This is a genomic window from Rhizobium sp. BK112 (genome assembly GCF_014193215.1).
Lineage (GTDB): Bacteria > Pseudomonadota > Alphaproteobacteria > Rhizobiales > Rhizobiaceae > Rhizobium > Rhizobium anhuiense.
This window is the reverse complement of the sequence record NZ_JACHYZ010000008.1, coordinates 299,396-313,053: the sequence shown is the minus strand read 5'-3', so window position 1 is coordinate 313,053 and position 13,658 is coordinate 299,396. Positions and strand designations below refer to the sequence as shown.

Genomic DNA, 13,658 nt, shown 5'->3' with positions numbered 1-13,658 from the left:
TTAGAGCGTTCTTTGTGCGTCCGAAAGGACGCACGGGGCTCTATGTCCGAAAGAGGAACAGGCGATGATCACACCGACCGATCCGGCGGTCCGCTACGGAGATGCGCCCGAGGTCGAGCGTCCGGTTGGGCGCTCGGTCATGCGCGGGCTAATGAACCGCTGCCCGGCCTGCGGTAACGGCAAGCTCTTTCGCGCCTTCCTGAAACCGGTCGATCATTGCGCGGCCTGCGGCGAGGCGATGCATCACCAACGCGCCGACGACCTGCCGCCCTATATCGTCATTCTCGTCCTTGGCCACGTCGTGGTCGGCGGCTATATGCTGACCGACCTGACCTTCGTGCTGCCGGTCTGGGTGCACCTTGCCATCTGGGCGCCGATCACCGTCATCACAGCGCTCGCCTCGATCCAGCCTATCAAGGGCGGCGTCATCGGCCTGCAGTGGGCGCTGCGCATGCACGGTTTCGGCGGGGAGAGTGATGGTGCGGACGATTATGACATCCCCGGCCGGCCGGATTAGAGCATGTCGAGCAAAAGCGCGAGCCGCGAATCTGAAAGATCGCGACGCACTTTAGCGCCTTCACCTTCCAGACATATTTAACGTGTAGTGCCAGCGCTCCACCGACCACCACCCGAACGCGGCAGCCGACGATCCTCAACGACTTGACATGGTACGCTTTTCTTGTCTGAACAGGCTTTACATTCCGCAGGTGGTCACTCACATCGGAAATACTGCGAAACGCTGCCCGTCACCTGGGTTTGGCACGCCTGTGTCTTTCTATGCGAGGTGACAGGCCGGTTCGCTCGCGTAGCTTTCTAAGGATGGATAAATGTCTCAGCCGAGAAACGGCACACCGGGCGATGTCGAGGAAATCCATTGGCCTTCTCTGGTGGCAGCCATCTCGTCCATATCAGCCGTCGGCATAGCAATCGGCCTCGGACTCCCGCTTCTCAGCATCATCCTCGAAAAACGCGGCATCTCGTCCACCTTGATCGGGCTCAACACGGCGATGGCCGGGGTTGCGGCGATGGCCGCCGCACCAATCACCACCAAGCTTGCCCATAAATACGGCGTTGCGCCGACGATGCTCTGGGCGGTGCTGATTTCGGCGCTGAGCGCGCTCGGTTTTTATTACGCCGAGGATTTCTGGATGTGGTTTCCGCTGCGTTTCGCCTTCCATGGCGCGACGACGACGCTGTTCATCCTCTCCGAATTCTGGATCAATGCCGCTTCGCCGCCTTCCAAGCGCGGCTTCGTGCTCGGCATCTACGCGACGGTGCTTTCCCTTGGCTTTGCGGCCGGGCCGCTGCTCTTTTCGATCCTCGGCAGCGACGGCATCTTCCCCTTCCTGATCGGCGCCGCCGCCATCCTGCTTGCCGCCATCCCGATCTTCATCGCCCGCGACGAAAGCCCGGTGCTCGAGGAAAAACCGGAGCTGCATTTCATGCGCTACGTCTTCCTGGTGCCGACGGCGACGGCGGCGGTCTTCATCTTCGGCGCGGTCGAAGCGGGCGGGCTGTCGCTTTTCCCGATCTTTGCCGTGCGCGCCCATTTCACCGAATCGCAGGCAGCACTTCTGCTGACCATGATGGGTGTCGGCAACGTCATCTTTCAGATCCCGCTCGGCCTGCTCTCCGACCGCATCGGCGACAAGCGGCCGCTTCTGGCTGCCATGGCGCTGATGGGGTTCATCGGCTCGATGATGCTGCCGCTGCTGGTCGACAACTGGCTGCTGATGGCCGGGCTCCTGCTTTTCTGGGGCGGCTGCGTCTCCGGCCTCTATACGGTCGGACTCAGCCATCTCGGCTCGCGGCTGACGGGTTCCGACCTTGCGGCGGCCAATGCTGCCTTCGTCTTCTGTTATGCGATGGGAACCGTGGCCGGGCCGCAGGCGATCGGCGCGGCGATCGATGTCGCTGGAAATAATGGTTTTGCCTGGGCGATTGCCGCCTTCTTCGGCCTGTACGCCCTACTTTCCGGCATCAGACTGATGTTCATTCGAAAACGGACTTGACTTTTCGGGCTGGATTCGTAGTTTCGCGCCAGAATTTGCCGTGGAGCCCATCCGGCTTCCACGGCTTTCATTTTCTTAAAGGCAGGACGACCATGGCCAAGGCTACAACAATCAAGATCAAGCTGCTGTCGACAGCCGACACCGGTTTCTTCTACGTCACGACGAAGAACAGCCGTACGATGACGGACAAGATGACGAAGACGAAGTACGACCCGATTGCTAAGAAGCATGTCGAGTTCAAGGAAACCAAGATCAAGTAATCGCTTGAGCTGACGGATTTCAAAAAAGCGCGCGCTTTCGGGTTGCGCGTTTTTTATTGTCCGGATGATCGTCTTTGAGAGATGATAGCGCAAACAGACAAAACGCCGCCCTTCCATCTTCGGGAAGTGACGGCGTTTTTGTGAAAGGGGGTCGGCCAGCATGCAAAACGGCACGAGGAACCGCTATAACTTGCCTACTAGCCGACCGACCCCACGACCCAGGAGATGCGGCGGACCTGAGCATCATGGGGTATCGACAACTCCTCAACGGGAGCGCTTCTCTTATGAGCCGATAATTTGCGCAGAAATGAAAGAAAATCAACAAATTCTTAATGGTGAAATTTGTTAGCCTGATTCTATGGTTAAAAGTCCAGATTTGGGACATACAAAGATTTGTCGGCTCTGCTTGGGCTTGAAGCCTAGAGTTGGACCATCCCAAGAAATTCGACAATATAACTTAACAACTTACGCCTCCCCTCCCCTTACGTGAGGTGACGTCGCCGCAGTCTATTTGGCCCTTCCGGCGACAGGCATTTTTTATAGTCTCCATTTCATCTTGAGCCAGCGGCCAGACATCCTCAACACTGTCGCAGGTCGACATATCCTCAGCAACGCCGATGGTCCATTTTTGGGCTATTGAGTTGCAAAATTTTCGCCCCGCATTGCATAAGCGAAGATTAAAAATCGGTAACGATTGGCTTACAGCGGTGGAAAACCCGCAAATGGTGCCTATGGCGGCAACTGATTCGTCAGGCGGCTGCGGCGACCACGCGGTTGCGGCCGGTATTCTTGGCCTCGTAAAGGGCCAGATCCGCCTGTTTCATCAGCTGGTCCGGGGTCAGTACCGCCGCAATCCGCGAGGCGATGCCGAAGGAAGCGGTGACGTTCAGCGCTTGGCCGGCGTGTTTCAGCATGAAGGGAGCGCTTTCGATCGCCGCGCGCAGACGCTCGGCTACAGTGGCGGCAATTTCCGGCGAGGTGTCGGGCATCACGACGACGAATTCCTCGCCACCGTAGCGGCAGGCGAGATCGGCGCCACGGATGGTCGAACGGACGCGATTTGCGAATTCGCGCAGCACTTCGTCGCCGCCGTCATGGCCGTAGGTGTCGTTTACCTGCTTGAAGCGATCGATATCGGTGATCAACACCGAAAGAGGTCGGCCCCGGGCCATCGAACGGTTGAAGAGTACGTTCAGATGGTTGTCGAGATAGCGCCGGTTATAAAGGCCGGTCAGCGGATCGGTGACGGCAAGCTCGATCGTCTGCTTGACGCTGGCGCGCAGGCGGTCGTTGTAGCGCTTGCGGCGGATCTGCGTCAGGCTGCGGGCAACAAGCTCGTTGGGATCGACCGGGCGGATGATGTAATCGTTGACGCCGAGATCGAGCGCGCGCACCACCATGTCGTCCGCGCCCTGCTCGGTGATGATCAAAATCGGCAGGAAGCGCGTGCGCTCCAGCGAGCGCAGCTGCGAGCAGAGGCGAAGCGGATCGTAGTCATCGAAATTGGCATTGACGATGACGAGATCGAAGGCGCTTTCGGCCGCCTCGAAGAGGGCAGCCTGCGGATCGGAAAGGGCAAGCACGTCGGCGACCGGCTTCAGCGCCTTGACGAGGCGCTCCTGCGAATTGGCGCGGCCGTCAACGAGCAACACTTGAGCGGTCTCATCGGCGCGGCCCTCGCCTGCTCGCGCGAGGTCGTCGATGCCCATCGTATGGGCGGTATCGGAGCGGATGCGCAGCTCGTCGCTCAACGTCTTCAGCCGCAGCAGGCTCTTCACCCGAGAGATCAGCTGCAGATCGTTGACCGGCTTGGTGAGGAAATCATCGGCGCCAGCCTTCAGGCCGCGCACGCGATCGGCCGGCTGGTCGAGCGCGGTGACCATGACGACTGGAATATGGGCTGTCTTCTGGCTCGCCTTCAGCCGTTCGCAGACCTCGAAACCGTCTATGCCGGGCATCATGATGTCGAGCAGGATGAGATCGACCTGGTTGCGCTCGCAGATCGCCAGCGCCGTGTAGCCGTCGGCTGCGGTCATCACGTCGAAATACTCCGCGAGCAGCCGCGCCTCAAGCAGCTTCACGTTGGCCGGAATATCGTCAACCACCAGTATTCGCGCAGTCATAAGTGTCTTTCCGATGCGTCAAGCATCGCCCAGATAGGTCTTGATCGTCTCGATGAATTTTGGAACCGAGATCGGCTTGGAAACATAGGCCTCGCAGCCGCCCTGGCGGATCCGCTCCTCGTCGCCCTTCATCGCGAAAGCCGTGACGGCGATGACGGGAATCACATGCAGCTCGTCGTCTTCCTTCAGCCATTTGGTGACTTCGAGGCCTGAGACCTCGGGAAGCTGAATGTCCATGAGGATGAGATCGGGGCGATGCTTGCGCGCCAGATCCAGCGCCTCCATGCCGTTTCGGGTCTGGATCGTGGTATAACCGGACGCCTCGATGAGGTCGCGAAAGAGCTTCATGTTGAGCTCGTTATCTTCTACAATCATCACCTGTTTGGGCATGACAAGCTGTCCCTACGTCCGTTCGCGCAGCGGTTCGTCCCATGAGAAAGGCACATGCGGACAAAAGCTGCGTGAAACCGATAGCGCACGCTACCGGTATTTGGTTGAAGAAAAGGTAACTTACCCCGCGAAATGCAAAGCAACTTCAAGACATCGAAACAACTGGCAGCCGACCCGCACGAGACGGCGATTGCCGTGCTCGGCTGGCTTGCCGGCGATCCCGACATGTTCGGCCGCTTTCTCGCCCTGACGGGTGTGGCGCCCGGCCAGGTGCGCAACGCCGTCAACGATCCGGGATTTCTCGCCGGCATGATGGATTTCCTGATGAACCACGAACCGACGGCCTTGGCCTTCTGCGCGGCAAGCGGCATAAGCCCGGAGACGGTGACCGCCGCCTGGCGGCATTTCTCTTCGCCGGGCCTCGATTCCGGAGAATACTGACCGTGACCTCCGGGGAATTCGACATCTCGCATATTCGCCTCGGCGAACGGCCGCTGATCGTCTGCGACGTCGACGACGTCGTGCTGCAGTTCATCGGTCCCTTCCAGCTTTTCCTCGAGAGCCAGGGGCATGCGTTTCTGCCGCGATCGTTCCGGCTTCACGGCAACATCGTCTCGCAGGCGGATGGCACGGAGATCGAGGATCAGCAGGTCAGTCGGCTGATCGAGGAGTTCTTCGAAGCGCAGGAGCAGTGGCAGACGCCGCTCGATCGCGTCGTCGAAACGCTCGACCGGCTTTCCGAAGAGGCCGATGTGCTTTTCCTGACGGCCATGCAGCCGCGGTTCCAGGACCAGCGCCGTCGCCTGCTCGACAGGATGGGCCTGCTTTTTCCGCTGCTTGCCACCGAACAGCCCAAGGGGCCGATCGTTCACGCCTTGCATGCCAGCCGCTCCCTTCCCGTCGTCTTCATCGATGATATGGCGCGCAATCTGCATTCCGTCAGGGATCACGTCGCCGATTGCCTGCTCATTCATCTGATGCCGAACTCACCTGTCCATCGTTTCGCACCGGCGGCCGCCGATGACATTACCCGCGCTACCGACTGGACGCATGTGGCCGAACTCATCGAGGCGCATTTTCTGTCCGGCGCGGTCACTCGCGCAGTTCCAGCCGCATGAGCGGACGGCCGTCCTTGCGCCGCGCCACCGTTTCGAAACCGGCGGCATCAAAGATCGCCGTCGAACCGATGCAGAGCGTCACGGATTTCGACTGCTTCACATGATCGATCGGGCAGGCTTCGAGCAGCCGCGCTCCCTGGCGCCGGGCATGATCAATCGCGGCGGCGAGCAGGTGATGGCTCATTCCCTTGCCGCGCAGTTTGGGCAGCAGGAAAAAGCAACTGACGGCCCAGATGGACGGATCATGCGCATCGTCTTCCTCCAGCGGCCGCGAGACGGTGCGCGGCGAATTGAACTGTGGCACGTCATGACGCGGCCCGACCTGCACCCAGGCGACCGGCGCGCCGTCGGCATAACAGAGGATGCCCGGCGGCGGGCCTGCCTTGATCCGCTCCCGGATATGCGCCTTGCGCTCGTCGGGCGCCATCTCGGTCCTGATCGCATGCGGCAGGCGCAACGCAACGCACCAGCAGTTATAGAAGGCACCCTGCGGCCCGAACAGGATTTCGAAGTCGTCCCAGCGCTCTGAGGTGACCGGCTCGAAACGAAGGTCGTTATCCAAAGGCAAAGCTCCCGCGTCTCTTGTGACTCGGAAGCTTAAGGCGTAATGTCCCGGCGTTCAATCTTTGTTCTCATCATGACGCCTGCGCCTGACAAGACACCCGGCTTTTGTCGCGACTGCCTTGCCGAGCAGAAGGGCGAGGCGCGCCGTTGCGTTTCCTGCGGCAGCCCCCGTCTCGTACGCCATCGTGAACTCTACGCATTGACGCTTGCGCATATCGATTGCGACGCCTTCTACGCAGCAGTGGAGAAACGCGACAATCCGGAACTTGCCGACAAGCCCGTCATCATCGGCGGCGGCAAACGCGGCGTGGTGTCCACCGCTTGTTATATCGCCCGCATCCACGGCGTGCGGTCGGCCATGCCGATGTTCAAGGCGCTGGAGGCGTGCCCGCAGGCGATCGTCATCCGCCCCGACATGGAAAAATATGTCCGGGTCGGGCGGCAGGTGCGGACCATGATGCAGGATCTGACGCCGCTGGTGCAGCCGCTGTCGATCGACGAGGCCTTTCTGGAGCTTGGCGGCACCGAGAGGCTGCATCACGATCCGCCGGCGCGCACGCTCGCCAAATTCGCCCGCCGCGTCGAAAAGGAAATCGGCATCACCGTTTCGGTCGGGCTTTCCTACTGCAAATTTCTCGCCAAGGTCGCCTCCGACCTGCAGAAGCCGCGCGGCTTTTCCGTCATCGGCCGTGAGGAAGCGGTCGAATTCCTGGCGCCGCGTCCGGTCACCACGATCTGGGGCGTCGGCAAGGCTTTTGCGGCGACGCTGGAAGCGGACGGCATCCGCACCATCGGCCAGTTGCAGCAGATGGAGGAGAACGACCTGATGCGCCGCTATGGCAGCATCGGCCAGCGGCTCGCACGGCTGTCGCGCGGCATCGACGACCGCGAGGTGCATCTCAACGATGCGGCCAAAAGCGTTTCGTCCGAGACGACCTTTTTCGACGACATCTCGCGTCACGAGGAGCTGGTGCCGATCCTGCGCAACCTCTCCGAAAAGGTCTCCTGGCGGCTGAAGAAAAGCGGCATTGCCGGCCAGACCGTGGTGCTGAAGATGAAGAGCGCCGATTTCAAATCGCGCACCCGCAACCGCAAGCTCGAAGACCCGACCCAGCTTGCCGACAAGATCTTCCGCACTGGGCTCGAGCTTCTCGAAAAAGAGACCGACGGCACGAAGTTCCGACTGCTCGGCATCGGCGTCACCGATCTCGGCGACGCCGCCCGCGCAGATCCGCCCGACCTCATCGACCAGCAATCGGGCCGGCGGGCGGCCGCCGAAGCGGCGATGGACAAGCTGCGCGACAAGTTCGGCACGAAGACGGTCGAGACCGGCTACACCTTCGGCAGCGGCAAGCGCGATCACTAGCGCGTGAGGGCAACATCAAGCCCGGCCTATAAAATCTTCCTTAAACTTCGTCCCATAATCTGCCGGGCAGTATTGCGTATGGTTGGGTATCATGTTCTCGCGTCTCGTCTTCGGCCTCGGCTTGCTGTCGGCCACCGCACTCGTGCACCCTGCTCTCGCTGCGGATGCGCGCACGCTGCAGATCATCGTCTCGAAGGACAAGCAGTCGCTTGCGGTCTATGATGGCACCGAGGTCGTCGCGACCTCGAAGGTCTCGACCGGCAAGGACGGTCACACGACGCCGAGCGGCATCTTCTCGGTGCTCGAGAAGCAGAAATACCACGAATCCAATCTCTATTCGGCCGCCCCGATGCCGTTCATGCAACGACTGACCTGGTCCGGCATCGCGCTGCATGAATCGAATTCGGTGCCGCGTTATCCAGCCTCGCATGGCTGCGTGCGTATGCCCGGCGCCTTCGCCAAAATGCTCTATGGCATGACCGACCCCGGTGTTCCCGTCATCATCAGCGACGGCGAAGTCGTGCCGCAGCCGATCGACCACCCGACCCTTTTCCATCCCGACGCACCGGCGGCCATGCCGCTGCTTTCGGATGTGGAGCTGCGGCCCTCCATGCCCGACAGCCCCGGGATACCAGTGCAGGTGGCAATGAACGACACGGCTGCGATGCCGATGCCGGCAATACAGCCGGCCGCAACACCCGAACCCGAACCGCCGTCCGAGCCGATCAGCATGCTGATCACGCGCCGGACGCTGCGCGAGACGGTGATCGACATCCAGACCCTGCTCAACCAGCTCGGCTTTTCCGCCGGCGATCCGGACGGCTTGCTCGGCCCGTCGACCGTGCAGGCGATCAAGGATTTCAGGGCGCTGCGGCCGGCGGAATTTGCCGGCGACAGGAGCCTGGTCTCCGACACGCTCCTCAAGGAAGTCTATGCCGCAACCGGCAAGGGTGCGCCGCCGAATGGTGTCATCATGGTGCGGCAGGCCTTCAAGCCGATCTTCGAAGCGCCGGTGACGATCGCCGATCCGGGCTTGGCGCTCGGCACACATTTCTTCACGCTGCACGCGGTCGATGAAAAGGCCGGTACGGCGGACTGGCTCGGCATCACGCTCGAGAACAATCTCTCCCGCGAGACGATGAAGCGGCTCGGCATCACCAATCAGGAAAGCTCGATCGTCACGGGCAAGCCGATCGCCCGTTCACTCAGCCGCATCACGATCCCCGACGAGACCCGCCGCAGGATCGATGCGCTGATCGCGCCCGGCTCGACACTGACGATCTCCGATACCGGCCTCGGCCGGGAGACCGGCGAAGGCACGGATTTCATCACGATCACCCGCGGGTGACGCGGGGCTGATCAAACCAGTTCGACGTCGACAACGCCGGGGGCGGCGCGAAGGGCGGCGGCGATCTCAGGGGTGATGCGGTATTTCTCCGGCAGCGCCACCTCCACCTCGCGTTTGCCCTCCTCCTTGATGACGATGAAGGAAACGAGGCCGTCGCCCCTGGCGTTCAAGTGGCCGGCGACCATCCTGAGCGGCCCGGAATCCCTGACATAGACGCGCAGCGCCTTCTGCATCTGCAGCGACTTTTCCTCCAGCGACTGAATCGTCTGGATGCGCAGGCCGATGCCCTCCGGCCGCTCCTCGCCGGTGGCCGTCAGCACGAAGGATTTGCCGGATTCGAGCACGTCGCGATACTGGTTCAGCATTTCCGAAAACAGCACCGCTTCGAACTGGCCGGAAGAATCCGAAAAGACGATAATGCCCATCTTGTTGCCGGTGCGGGTCTTGCGCTCCTGCTTGGAGATGACGGTGCCGGCAAGCCGGGCATTGGCCGCGCCCTGTTTGATCGCTTGGGAAAATTCGGCAAAGGTCTGCACCCGCATCTTCTGCAGGATGTTGTTGTAGGAATCGAGCGGGTGGGCCGTGAGATAGAAGCCCAACACCTGGAATTCCTTCAGCAGCCGCTCCGAGGGGAGCCAGGGCGAGAACGGCGGCAGCGAGATTTTCTCCGGTCCCGTGGTCAGCGTGCTGCCGAAAATGTCCGACTGGCCGCTCAGCTTGTTCTCCTGGGCGCGCTGGGCATAACCGAGGATGCGGTCGAGGCCGGCGGCTAGCTGGGCGCGGTCCATATCGAAACAATCGAAGGCGCCGGCATAGATCAGGCTTTCGAGCACGCGGCGATTGACCTGGCGCGGATCGATGCGCAGGCAGAAATCCTCGATGCTGGCGAAGGGCTTATCGCCACGCACCGCGACGATATGGTCGACGGCGGATTCGCCGACGCCTTTGAGGGCGGCGAGCGCGTAGTAGATGCGGTTGTCGCCGGTTTCGAAATGGCGGAAGGAGGTCTGCACCGAGGGTGCGATCACCTCGATGCCAAGGCGCTTGGCATCCTGGCGGAAATCATTGACCTTTTCCGTATTGGACATGTCGAGCGTCATCGAGGCGGCGAGGAATTCGACCGGATAATGCGCCTTCATGTAGGCCGTCTGGTAGGAGACGATGGCGTAGGCGGCGGCATGCGACTTGTTGAAGCCGTAATTGGCGAACTTCGCCAGCAGTTCGAAGATATTGTCGGCCTGCGGCTTCGACACACCGTTCTTGACGGCGCCGACGACGAAGCGCTCGCGCTGCTGGTCCATCTCGGCCTTGATCTTCTTGCCCATGGCGCGGCGCAGAAGGTCGGCTTCACCCAGCGAATAACCGGACAGGACCTGGGCGATCTGCATCACCTGCTCCTGGTAGACGATGACGCCTTGCGTTTCCTTGAGCAGGTGGTCGATCATCGGATGGATCGATTCCAGCTCTTCGTCACCGTGCTTGCGGGCATTGTAGGTCGGGATGTTCTCCATCGGGCCCGGACGATAGAGCGCCACCAGCGCGATGATGTCCTCGATGCAGTCCGGCTTCATGCCGATCAGCGCCTTGCGCATGCCGGCACTTTCCACCTGGAACACGCCGACCGTTTCACCGCGCGACAGCATCTCGTAGGTCTTCTTGTCGTCGAGAGGAATGGCCGCGAGATCGACCTTGATGCCGAGCTTGGCGACGAAATCGACAGCGACCTTCAGCACCGTCAGCGTCTTCAGACCGAGGAAGTCGAACTTGACCAGGCCGGCCTGCTCGACCCATTTCATGTTGAACTGGGTGACCGGCATATCGGAGCGCGGATCGCGATACATCGGCACCAGCTTGGAAAGCGGGCGGTCGCCGATGACGATGCCGGCGGCATGGGTCGAGGCGTGGCGGTAAAGTCCCTCGATCTTCTGGGCGATATCGAGCAGGCGCGCGACAACCGGTTCCTTAGCCGCCTCCTCCTGCAGCTTCGGCTCCTCTTCGATCGCTTTGGACAGCGGGGTCGGATTGGCCGGGTTGTTCGGCACCAGTTTGCAGATCTTGTCGACCTGGCCGTAAGGCATTTCCAGCACGCGGCCGACGTCGCGAAGGGCGGCGCGCGCCTGCAGCGAACCGAAGGTGATGATCTGCGCCACCTGCTCGCGGCCATACTTGGCCTGGACGTAGCGGATCACCTCTTCGCGGCGGTCCTGGCAGAAGTCGATGTCGAAGTCCGGCATCGAGACGCGTTCGGGATTGAGGAAGCGCTCGAAGAGCAGCGAAAAACGCAAGGGATCGACGTCGGTGATCGTCAAGGCATAGGCGACCAGCGAACCGGCGCCCGAGCCGCGGCCGGGACCGACGGGAATGTCATGCTGCTTGGCCCATTTGATGAAGTCGGCAACGATCAGGAAGTAGCCGGGAAACCGCATGCGTTCGATAACGCTGAGCTCGAAATCCAGCCGCTCGCGATAATCCTTCTCCTCGTAACCCGGCGACATGCCGAGCGTTGCAAGCCGCATGTCCAGCCCTTCGACCGCCTGGCGGCGCAGCTCGCTCGCCTCGGCGCGTTCGGCCTCCTCGGCATCGTCGGTCGCACCGGTGAAACGCGGCAGGATCGGCTTTCTGGTCTTCAGCACGAAGGAGCAGCGCCTGGCGATCTCGATGGTATTTTCGAGCGCTTCCGGCAGGTCGGCGAAGAGCTTGGCCATCTCGGCCCGGCTCTTCAGGTAGTGATCGGGCGTCAGGCGAAAGCGGCTGTCGTCGGAGACGATGGCGTTGTGCGCGACCGCCATCAGCGCATCATGGGCATCGTAATCGTCGCGCGTCGGAAAGAAGGCCTCGTTGGTCGCAACCAGCGGCAGGTCGTGGGCATAGGCAAGCCCGACAATCTTCTGCTCGTGCCGCTTGTCGTAGGTGCCGTGGCGCTGCAGCTCGACATAGAGCCTGTCGCCGAAGAGACGCTTCAGCAAGAGCAGCCGGGCCTCCGCCTGGGCGGGATGTCCTTCCCTGATCGCCATGTCGACCGGGCCGGTCGGGGCGCCGGTCAATGCGATCAGCCCTTCCGTGCCGGCCTCTTCCAACCAGGAGGCTTTGATATGAACGGCCTGGTTGCTTTCGCCGCCGAGATAGGCCCGGCTGACGAGATCGACGAGCCGTTCGTAGCCGGCATCGGTCGCGGCGAGAAGAACGATCGACGGCAGCTTGACCAGGGCTTGCTGGCCGCCGCGCTTTTCCGTTTCCAACCCATCTCCCATGTCGATCGAGACCTGACAGCCGATGATCGGCTGCAGGCCCTCGTCCATCGCCTTCTGGGAGAATTCGAGGGCGACGAACAGATTGTTGGTGTCGGTGATCGCAATCGCCGGCTGGCTGTCGCCGGTCGCCTTGTAGAGGATCTTCTTCAGCGGCAGAGCGCCCTCGAGAAGCGAATAGGCGGAATGGACCCTCAGGTGGATGAAACCCGGCGTGCCGCCGGTCGCCTCACCCGTTGAACCCTTTGCCGTGTCCGCCATGACATGCCTTCCCAATCACCCGAATGAATCGGACGCATTGTCGGCATAGAGGGCGATGATGTCCAGAAGAAGTCCCACCTCCGGACCGCATGATTGCCATGCGGTCCCCTGAAAACTTTAGATCGCCATCACGATGAGCGAGAAGCTGGCAACGAACATTGCGATGGAGGTGAATGCTGCGATATCACGGATCATGTCAGTCATCGGGCTCTCCTTTACTCGTTATGTTTTCAATTTGTTCCATGTATGTTCTGTTGTCAACAGGAATCTTTTCCTTCTTTCTTGCGTGTGGAAAATCCCGGATGCGCGCGGCGAACCGCACGAACTGGCACTTGTTGTGATCTGGGGCCGCCATGCCCTTGCCCCGCCCCCACAGACCAGACATCGTGTTCGGGCGGCCGCCTTCCCCTCAAAGTGATGCGCTTATTCCACCAGAAGTTCTCTTTTTGTTCTTTACATGTCGCGACCTATTTGCCAGCATCGGGCCGAAGGGAGAACGACATGCTCGACATTGCGATGCTGAATGAATTCATCGTGGAGGCGAAGGCTGCGACCTATGTCGGGGGCGGCGTGCCGCGCGCGCCGTGCCGGCCGGGTTCCCACGATATCGGTTACGAACGCGGTGACTGGCGCTATCTCGACAGCTATTTCGGCGGCACCGATTTCGCCGGGCAGGAAGTGGTGTGGTTTGCCGGAGAGCCCGCCTGGGCGATGAATTATTTCGGCTGCGTCATTGCGCCTGAGCTCATCGACGGCACAGCAGCCGGAGCGGTGATCAAGGCTGCACTTTCGGCGATGTATCGAGAGGGCCGGTTTCTGGACGGCATGGAATTCGATCATCCGTTCGGCCGCTATATCGATAGCAGCGAAGGCGGCTGTGCGCGGTTCACCGGCCATGAACGCATCATGGTCGACGGCCAGAAGGCCTATGCGCTCGATTATCGCGGCGGGCTGGTCATCCCCTGAGC

The 13,658-nt window shown here is 61.2% G+C and carries 13 protein-coding genes; 9 read left to right on the top strand and 4 right to left on the bottom strand.

Annotated elements, in window-relative coordinates:
* The first annotated feature begins 64 nt into the window (after positions 1-64).
* The 3 genes from FHT75_RS22725 (at position 65) to rpmG (ending at position 2,272) form a co-directional block, all read left to right on the top strand.
* Positions 65-517, top strand: coding sequence for a DUF983 domain-containing protein (locus FHT75_RS22725; protein WP_047616564.1), 453 nt, complete (start codon positions 65-67; stop codon positions 515-517).
* Between the two features lie 310 nt (positions 518-827).
* Positions 828-2,012, top strand: coding sequence for an MFS transporter (locus tag FHT75_RS22720; protein WP_063474318.1), 1,185 nt, complete (start codon positions 828-830; stop codon positions 2,010-2,012).
* Between the two features lie 92 nt (positions 2,013-2,104).
* Positions 2,105-2,272, top strand: a complete 168-nt coding sequence (gene rpmG / locus FHT75_RS22715; protein WP_003587245.1) for a 50S ribosomal protein L33 — start codon at positions 2,105-2,107, stop codon at positions 2,270-2,272.
* 749 nt (positions 2,273-3,021) lie between these two features.
* Here the strand turns inward: rpmG and FHT75_RS22710 are convergent.
* Together FHT75_RS22710 and FHT75_RS22705 are read right to left on the bottom strand one after the other, a co-directional pair.
* Positions 3,022-4,395 carry a PleD family two-component system response regulator gene (locus FHT75_RS22710; protein ID WP_063474317.1) on the bottom strand — a complete coding sequence of 458 codons (1,374 nt, stop codon included), beginning with the start codon at positions 4,393-4,395 and terminating at the stop codon, positions 3,022-3,024.
* Positions 4,396-4,413: 18 nt separating this feature from the next.
* Positions 4,414-4,785, bottom strand: coding sequence for a response regulator (locus tag FHT75_RS22705; protein ID WP_003547430.1), 372 nt, complete (start codon positions 4,783-4,785; stop codon positions 4,414-4,416).
* A 132-nt stretch (positions 4,786-4,917) separates the two neighbouring features.
* On the opposite strand from FHT75_RS22705, the gene FHT75_RS22700 reads away from it, so the two are divergent.
* A complete protein-coding gene (locus FHT75_RS22700; protein WP_047616556.1) occupies positions 4,918-5,226 on the top strand; it encodes a DUF3572 domain-containing protein in 309 nt (102 codons plus the stop codon).
* A 2-nt stretch (positions 5,227-5,228) separates the two neighbouring features.
* Positions 5,229-5,903, top strand: coding sequence for a hypothetical protein (locus tag FHT75_RS22695; RefSeq protein WP_097543037.1), 675 nt, complete (start codon positions 5,229-5,231; stop codon positions 5,901-5,903).
* Here the strand turns inward: FHT75_RS22695 and FHT75_RS22690 are convergent.
* Positions 5,878-6,465, bottom strand: a complete 588-nt coding sequence (locus FHT75_RS22690; RefSeq protein ID WP_047616552.1) for a GNAT family N-acetyltransferase — start codon at positions 6,463-6,465, stop codon at positions 5,878-5,880. The genes FHT75_RS22695 and FHT75_RS22690 overlap by 26 nt on opposite strands.
* A gap of 75 nt (positions 6,466-6,540) precedes the next feature.
* On the opposite strand from FHT75_RS22690, the gene FHT75_RS22685 reads away from it, so the two are divergent.
* Entirely contained in the window at positions 6,541-7,833 is a 1,293-nt protein-coding gene (locus tag FHT75_RS22685; RefSeq protein WP_047616550.1) for a DNA polymerase IV, read from the top strand.
* Positions 7,834-7,924: 91 nt separating this feature from the next.
* The gene (locus tag FHT75_RS22680) at positions 7,925-9,181 is read left to right on the top strand and encodes a L,D-transpeptidase family protein (protein WP_047616549.1); all 1,257 of its coding nucleotides are present in this window, start codon (positions 7,925-7,927) and stop codon (positions 9,179-9,181) included.
* A gap of 11 nt (positions 9,182-9,192) precedes the next feature.
* On the opposite strand, the gene dnaE is transcribed toward FHT75_RS22680, so the two are convergent.
* A complete protein-coding gene (gene dnaE / locus FHT75_RS22675; RefSeq protein ID WP_183845208.1) occupies positions 9,193-12,690 on the bottom strand; it encodes a DNA polymerase III subunit alpha in 3,498 nt (1,165 codons plus the stop codon).
* A gap of 133 nt (positions 12,691-12,823) precedes the next feature.
* Here dnaE and FHT75_RS22670 point away from each other — a divergent pair, with 133 nt between their 5' ends.
* Positions 12,824-13,108: a hypothetical protein gene (locus tag FHT75_RS22670; protein ID WP_183845209.1), complete on the top strand. Its 285-nt coding sequence runs from the start codon at positions 12,824-12,826 to the stop codon at positions 13,106-13,108.
* Positions 13,109-13,191: 83 nt separating this feature from the next.
* On the top strand, positions 13,192-13,656 hold the full coding sequence (locus tag FHT75_RS22665) for a DUF5680 domain-containing protein (protein WP_047616542.1): 465 nt from the start codon (positions 13,192-13,194) through the stop codon (positions 13,654-13,656).
* The last annotated feature ends 2 nt before the right edge of the window (positions 13,657-13,658 follow it).

Bases quoted from the DNA above. Each gene is read 5' to 3' on its own strand.
- rpmG (WP_003587245.1), top strand. From the start codon at position 2,105: ATGGCCAAGGCTACAACAATCAAGATCAAGCTGCTGTCGACAGCCGAC.
- FHT75_RS22670 (WP_183845209.1), top strand. From the start codon at position 12,824: ATGAGCGAGAAGCTGGCAACGAACATTGCGATGGAGGTGAATGCTGCG.
- FHT75_RS22705 (WP_003547430.1), bottom strand. From the start codon at position 4,785: ATGCCCAAACAGGTGATGATTGTAGAAGATAACGAGCTCAACATGAAG.
- FHT75_RS22700 (WP_047616556.1), top strand. From the start codon at position 4,918: ATGCAAAGCAACTTCAAGACATCGAAACAACTGGCAGCCGACCCGCAC.
- FHT75_RS22665 (WP_047616542.1), top strand. From the start codon at position 13,192: ATGCTCGACATTGCGATGCTGAATGAATTCATCGTGGAGGCGAAGGCT.
- FHT75_RS22680 (WP_047616549.1), top strand. From the start codon at position 7,925: ATGTTCTCGCGTCTCGTCTTCGGCCTCGGCTTGCTGTCGGCCACCGCA.
- FHT75_RS22710 (WP_063474317.1), bottom strand. From the start codon at position 4,395: ATGACTGCGCGAATACTGGTGGTTGACGATATTCCGGCCAACGTGAAG.
- FHT75_RS22725 (WP_047616564.1), top strand. From the start codon at position 65: ATGATCACACCGACCGATCCGGCGGTCCGCTACGGAGATGCGCCCGAG.
- dnaE (WP_183845208.1), bottom strand. From the start codon at position 12,690: ATGGCGGACACGGCAAAGGGTTCAACGGGTGAGGCGACCGGCGGCACG.
- FHT75_RS22685 (WP_047616550.1), top strand. From the start codon at position 6,541: ATGACGCCTGCGCCTGACAAGACACCCGGCTTTTGTCGCGACTGCCTT.
- FHT75_RS22720 (WP_063474318.1), top strand. From the start codon at position 828: ATGTCTCAGCCGAGAAACGGCACACCGGGCGATGTCGAGGAAATCCAT.